This is a genomic window from Microbacterium sp. H83, from assembly GCF_001650405.1.
Classification (GTDB): Bacteria; Actinomycetota; Actinomycetes; order Actinomycetales; family Microbacteriaceae; genus Microbacterium.
The window spans coordinates 25,369-31,836 of record NZ_LWCU01000027.1; the positions used below are offsets into that span (position 1 = coordinate 25,369).

At 69.3% G+C, this 6,468-nt stretch carries 6 protein-coding genes; 4 read left to right on the forward strand and 2 right to left on the reverse strand.

The features are described from left to right. Nucleotides 1-74: 74 nt before the first annotated feature. Nucleotides 75-671: a DUF1349 domain-containing protein gene (locus A4X16_RS12025; RefSeq protein WP_067120856.1), complete on the reverse strand. Its 597-nt coding sequence runs from the start codon at nucleotides 669-671 to the stop codon at nucleotides 75-77. Between the two features lie 59 nt (nucleotides 672-730). On the opposite strand from A4X16_RS12025, the gene A4X16_RS12030 reads away from it, so the two are divergent. The 4 genes from A4X16_RS12030 (at nucleotide 731) to A4X16_RS12045 (ending at nucleotide 4,553) form a co-directional block, all read left to right on the forward strand. After that, nucleotides 731-1,378 carry a SatD family protein gene (locus A4X16_RS12030; protein ID WP_067120858.1) on the forward strand — a complete coding sequence of 216 codons (648 nt, stop codon included), beginning with the start codon at nucleotides 731-733 and terminating at the stop codon, nucleotides 1,376-1,378. After that, nucleotides 1,375-2,274 carry a hypothetical protein gene (locus tag A4X16_RS12035; protein ID WP_067120860.1) on the forward strand — a complete coding sequence of 300 codons (900 nt, stop codon included), beginning with the start codon at nucleotides 1,375-1,377 and terminating at the stop codon, nucleotides 2,272-2,274. The genes A4X16_RS12030 and A4X16_RS12035 overlap by 4 nt, the downstream gene beginning before the upstream one ends. Nucleotides 2,275-2,333: 59 nt before the next feature. Next, nucleotides 2,334-3,635, forward strand: coding sequence for a tyrosine--tRNA ligase (gene tyrS, locus A4X16_RS12040; RefSeq protein ID WP_157560164.1), 1,302 nt, complete (start codon nucleotides 2,334-2,336; stop codon nucleotides 3,633-3,635). 84 nt (nucleotides 3,636-3,719) lie between these two features. Further along, nucleotides 3,720-4,553: a DUF4184 family protein gene (locus tag A4X16_RS12045; protein WP_067120862.1), complete on the forward strand. Its 834-nt coding sequence runs from the start codon at nucleotides 3,720-3,722 to the stop codon at nucleotides 4,551-4,553. On the opposite strand, the gene A4X16_RS12050 is transcribed toward A4X16_RS12045, so the two are convergent. Further along, a complete protein-coding gene (locus A4X16_RS12050; RefSeq protein ID WP_231880350.1) occupies nucleotides 4,510-5,832 on the reverse strand; it encodes a CoA transferase in 1,323 nt (440 codons plus the stop codon). The genes A4X16_RS12045 and A4X16_RS12050 overlap by 44 nt on opposite strands. Between the last annotated feature and the right edge of the window lie 636 nt (nucleotides 5,833-6,468).

The window sequence follows — 6,468 nt, forward strand, 5'->3', positions numbered from 1 at the left end:
ACAGGACGGGACGGGGACAGGACGGGACCGGGCGACAGGATGGGAACCGGATCGGCCGCGACGGGGTCAGCCGATCAGTGGAGGTCGGTGTCGGCTGCGGATCGGGTCCATCGCGTGAAGCGCACGACGAGTCCGTCTCGCGTCGGGGCCGCGAGGAAGGGCCCGGCGGATGCTGCGGCATCGCCGTCGAACGGAGCGACCCGCACCAGGCGCCAGTCGCCGTCGTCGGCACGCGCGCGCACGATGACGGCATCCGCCCATCGGCTGACGCGGATCGTGATCTCGCTGTCGTTCCAGTCGTCGACCCATCCGACCGACCAGTCCGAGCGGATCGCCGTCACGACAGCGCCGAGGCCGAGGTGGCCGTCGGCGTATTCGATCCCGGCCTTGATCCAGTGCTCGTCGTCGATGCGGACGAAGACTCCGGCCTGGTCGAACTGTCCGTCCCAGGGTGCGCGGAAGGAGACCTCCATCGCCTCTCCCACGGCCAGCGGTGCGACGAGGGCGTGCTCGGTATCGTGGACGAAGTCGTATGCGGTGTGGCGCCAGGCGTCGCTGCCCTCCCGCGCGGACACGTCGAGGTGCGACGCGCCGGCAGCGGGGATGACGGTCTGCGCGGCAGGGGAGTGAGTCCAGGTACCGTGGCTCCAGGAGATGTCCGATTCAGGCATGTTCTCAGGCTATAACCAAATGGGGCATAACTTCTAGATATTCGTGTTACGGTTATGTCATGGCCATCGCCGTCATCGCCGACATCATGGGGTCGCGGAAGCTCGACGACCGATCCGCCGCGCAGCGGACGCTCGACGAGACCATCGCCGCCGTCGAGCAGGACGTCCCCCTCGCAGAACAGCCGCTGACACCCACCGTCGGCGATGAGCAGCAGGGTGTGTACCGCGAGCTCGAGTCAGCGCTGGTATCCCTCCTCATGATCCAGTTGCGTCTGCCCGACGGACTCGCGTTCCGCTTCGGCATCGGCGTCGGAGAGGTCCGTTCCGTCCCCTCGGTGCACACCGAGCTCGCCGACGGGCCAGGGTGGTATGCCGCGCGGGCGGCCATCGAGACCGTGCATGCACGGGAGGGACGCGCCGTACCGCGCACGCGTACCTGGATTGTCGGAGCCCCCGGGCAGGATGAGGTCATGGAGAGCACGATCGCCGCCTCGAACGCCTACCTCCTCGTCCGCGACGAGCTGGTGAGCGCGATGAGCGAGCGCGAACGTCGGCTGACCTACGGGCGGCTGATCGGCCGATCGCAGCTCGAGCTCGCCGCGGAGGAGGGCATCACCCAGCCGAGCGTCTCGAAGTCGCTGCGCAATGCGGGGAGCGCGGCGATCATCGAAGGCGTCGCGGCGCTCCGACGGGAGGAGCGCTCGTGATCGCCGCCGGTCTCGCACTTCTCGCCGTCGGCGCGGCCGACCTCGTGCGCCAGTTCGCGCCCCGACGCTGGGTCGGCTACCTGACCATCGCGATCGTCCTCCTCCTGCTCGGCAGCGTCGGCGACGCGCTCCTGCCGATGTTCGCCGCGCTGCTGATCGGCGCGCTCTGGGTGTGGAGCATGCCCGCCGACCGCCCTGCGCCACTCGGGTTCTGGCCCGCGGTGCTCCTCGCCGCGATCAGCGTCGGAGCGGTCGTCTGGATCGGGCCGCGCGAGGATGCCGGCCTCATCGGCTCGGTCTGGAACCTGAGGTCGCCCTTCGGCGACGTCTCGTTCGATCTGGCGATGCTCGCACTCGGCACCGCGGTCTTCCTGCTCGAATCCGGCAACCTCGTCGTCCGCGCGGCGCTCGACGGCGAGCACACCTGGCGTCCGATCGAGGTGTCGCGCGCGCACGCCGACGCGACGGTGAGCACCGAGTCCGATCCGGCGGCGAGAGCCGAGCCCGACGCCGCGGCGAGCACTGCCGCGGGCGCCGAAGCCGATCCGGTGACGACCGACGCACGCGGCGATGCCGCCTCCGGCACCGACGCGACGCGCCCCGACCCGGCCCTGCCGCTGACGGCGGCCGCGGCCCCGCGCGACCCGAGGGCCGGATTCAAGGGCGGACGCCTGATCGGTCCGCTCGAGCGCATCCTCGTGCTGATCCTCACGCTCGCGGCGGCGTATCCGATCCTCGCCGCGATGCTGGCGGCGAAGGGCATCGTGCGGTTCCCCGAGATCTCCCGCGACGGCGAGACCGGCGCCCGCGCCGAGTACTTCCTCGTCGGCAGCCTGGTGAGCTGGGTGATCGGTCTGGGTGGCGCCTTCCTCATCTGGTGGGCGACGCACAGCTGATCACACCCGCCGATCACGGCGGGCATGTCGGGGCGACGGGCGCTGATAGCCTGGAGCGCGTGTCTGAATCCGCTCTGACGACCGCGACCCCGGCGATCGACCCCACGTTCGAGAACGTGTGGGACGAACTCCTGTGGCGCGGGCTCGTCCACGTGTCCACTGACCAGGAGGCGCTCCGCGCCCTTCTCGCCGGGGACCCGATCACGTATTACTGCGGATTCGACCCGACTGCTCCTAGTCTGCACCTCGGCAACCTCGTTCAGCTTCTGACGCTGCGTCGCATCCAGCTCGCCGGACACAGGCCGCTCGGCCTGGTCGGCGGCTCGACCGGCCTCATCGGCGACCCGCGGCCCACGGCCGAGCGCACGCTCAACACCCCGGAGACGGTAGGAGAGTGGGTGGGACGCCTGCGAGCGCAGGTCGAGCGCTACCTCAGCTTCGACGGCGACAACGCCGCGCGACTCGTGAACAACCTCGATTGGACGGCACCCCTGTCGGCGATCGACTTCCTGCGCGAGATCGGCAAGCACTACCGCGTCGGCACCATGCTGAAGAAGGATGCCGTCGCCGCGCGTCTGAACTCCGACGCGGGTATCAGCTACACCGAGTTCAGCTACCAGATCCTGCAGGGCATGGACTACCTCGAGCTGTACCGCCAGTACGACTGCGTGCTGCAGACCGGCGGCTCCGACCAATGGGGCAACCTCACGAGCGGCACGGATCTCATCCACCGCGTCGAGGGCGTCTCGGTGCACGCGATCGGCACGCCGCTGATCACGAACAGCGACGGCACGAAGTTCGGCAAGAGCGAGGGCAATGCGATCTGGCTGGATGCCGAGATGTGCAGTCCGTACCGGATGTACCAGTTCTGGCTGAGCACGGCCGACGCGGACGTGATCGACCGGCTCAAGGTCTTCACCTTCCTGAGCCGCGCCGAGATCGAGGAGTACGCGGCCCTCGTCGAGACGGAGCCGTTCCGTCGTGCCGCGCAGAAGCGACTCGCGCTCGAGGTCGTCGCCACGGTGCACGGCCTCGATGCGGCGGCCGCCGTGATCGCGGCATCCGAGGCTCTCTTCGGTCAGGGCGATCTGACCGCTCTCGACTCGTCGACCCTGCGGACGGCGCTCGAGGAGCTGCCGCACGCCACGGTCGCTCCGGGTTCGGCGGTCGTCGAGGCCCTCGTCGCGACGGGACTCGTCTCGAGCCTGTCGGAAGCGCGCCGCGCGATCGCCCAGGGCGGGGTCTCTCTCGACGGCGCCCGTGTCGACGACGAAACGGCCGTGATCGAGGGCTCCCTGCCCGGCGGCGTCTCCGTGCTGCGGCGCGGGAAGAAGACCCTCGCCGGCATCTTCATCGCCTGACTTCCCGCGCGGCGGCGCCTCGGGCTCATCTCCGGTCGTCGTCGCGCGGTCGTCCGGCGTCACGCAGATCGACAGGAGCCCGGGATGCCGTTCACGCCGAGTCATGCGGTCGTCGCGCTGCCGTTCATCCGCACTCCGCTCGTGCCGTCGGCGATCGCCATCGGTGCGATGACGCCGGATCTTCCGCTGTTCCTTCGCGGCTTCGGACTGTCGTACGCGTTCACCCACCGGTTCAGCGCCGTCGCCGTGACCGCGCTCGTCGCATTCGGGCTGTTCCTGGTCTGGAGGGTGGTGCTGCGCCCGGCGGTCGCCGAGCTCACGCCGCTCCCGATCGCACGCCGGCTTCCGATCGAGTGGTCCGAGTCCGGGCGGACGGCCCTCGCGTCCGCGGTCGGAGCGGGGTCCGGGCGACGGCTGTTCCTCGTGTGGCTGGCAGCGTCGCTGGTGCTCGGGGTCGTGTCCCATATCGCCTGGGATCTTCTCACTCACGAGGGCCGTTGGGGGGTCGACGTCCTTCCCGCGCTCGACGAGATGTGGGGACCCCTCACCGGTTTCAAATGGCTGCAGCACGGGTCGACCATCGTCGGTCTGCTCGTACTCGCGATCTGGGCGCTGCTCCGACTCCGGCGAACCCGGCCTCAAGCATCCGTGGTCCGTGTCGTGGCGGCGGCGGTCCGCGTCGCATGGTGGCTGTCCCTGCCCGCCATCCTGATCACCGCGAGCATCATCGGCTACGTCGCATACGGTCCCTTCGATGACGAGTTCACCGTCCAGCACCTGGCGTACCGCATGCTCCCGGCGGCCTCGGCGGTGTGGGGCGCGCTCACGATCCTGCTCTGCCTGGCGGTGCCGCTCTTCGCTCGGTTCTCGGTCGTCACCACTCCGGGTGATCCGCGTCCCACGGTCGAGGCGGGCTGAACTCGAGCCCGGGAACCGCAGGCCTCGCCGTCGTGACGTCCTGACCGTCGACGCGGAATCGCGCGGTGTGGGCGGTGTCGTCGAACGCCCGTTCCGGTGAACGGGCGGCATGCCGCGGCATGCCGAGCAGTTCGGCGGCGATGCGCCGGAGCGAGGTGCGCACCCACCAGCTGCCGCCCTCGCGCCGACGCCGCTCGACGAGCGCGAGCACGGATGCCGCGAGGAGGTAGCCCGCGCTGTGGTCGAGCGCCTGGGCGGGGAGCGCCGCGGGGGTGGTGCCGTCGGTCGATTCCGCCAGGGCGATTCCGGACTCCGCCTGGACGAGGCTGTCGAACCCGGCGCGCCGGGGGTGATCCAGACCCCACGCGCTGAGCTGTGCGATCACGAGACCGGGATGCTGTTCGGCGAGGCGCGCAGGGGAGAGGCCGAGACCGTCGAGGGATGCCGGGCGATAGCCGAGCACGACGACGTCGGCCTCTGCGAGGAGCGCCGCGAAGCGGGGGGAGCGCGCGTCGAGGATGGTCGAGCGCTTCCCGTGACCGGTGTCGAGGTGCTGCCATGCGGGTTCGGCGAGGTGTGGCGGATCGACTCGGAGGACGTCGGCGCCGAGCAGCGCGAGCGTTCGGGTGCACACCGGACCGGCGATCACCCGGGTGAGGTCCAGCACGCGCACACCCGTGAGCGGGAGGTGGCCGAGAGCTCGTGGCGGTCCGGACGAACGCTTCGTCGGTTCGAGACGCGTCACCTCGAGCAGGGGGCTCTCGCGCAGACGGCGATCGAGGTCGGGGTCCTCCGGGCGGACTGCGACGGCGAGTCCGCCGGCCGCAACGATCCCTCGGATGCTGTCGCCCGCGCTCTGCGTGCCCACCACGGCGCGGATCTCGTCGACACCGGCGCCCGCGGACAGCCCCAGACCGCGGAGGAGGGCCGCGGCGTGGTGCGGGTAGTTGCCGTGGGTGCGGATCCAGCCGTCGCCCGCACGCCAGAAGCCCGAAGAGGGCGACCACACACCCGGAGCCGCTCCGTCGATGCTCAGCACACGGTCGCTCCGATACGCGAGGGCGATCCGATCCGGGTCGGGGGAGCGGCGGATGCCCGCGAGGGCAGTGACCGCATCGACGCTCGCCCAGGCGAGATCCGCCGTGGCGAGACGCGATGGCAGAGGCACCGGATACGGAGGGCGGCGATTCTCGATCATCCGCTCCGGCGCGACGCCGAGCTCCGTGACGACGCGGTGGAAGAGCGCCGCGGACGGCGAGCGGAGGGGCGGCGTTGACACGGTCAGATCGTACTCCTGGCGTGCGGCGCCGGGCGTTTCGCGATCTGACCGGGACAATCGTCGCGCATGCCTCGGGGCGACACGCCCGGGGGTGCGGTGCCGATTTGCCAGAAGCCCGGAACCCACGTAACTTATTACTTGTTCGCCCCACAGGGAAGCGGAGAGGCCGAGAGCCTCACCCCCCTCAAGCGGAGAACCACCTCCCTCCTCCTCTCACTTGTGAGAACAGACGCCTGCGTCTAGGATGGGAGATCCACCCCTTCTGCGGCTGTCACCGGCTGCGCAGCGGATCCAAAGATCCGCGCAGCGCGCCGATTTGACAAGCGAGTCAGGGTGGCTAAGATAGAGAAGTTGCCCTTCGGGCCTGGTTGTGATGACTGGGTCGGGGGAGCATCCGATCCTTGAGAACTCAACAGCGTGCACTTGTCAAATGCCAAATAACCTCGATTCAGCTTCGGCTGGATGAGATTCCTTTGGATCAAAGACCAGCTCCTCTTTGTGGGGGGTTGGCAACGGATAGTCAGCAATGAATATCTCTTTGGTCAGCATCAAACTCGCTGCGTCATCGTTTTCCCGATGGGGTATGCATTTCTTTTTTACGGAGAGTTTGATCCTGGCTCAGGATGAACGCTGGCG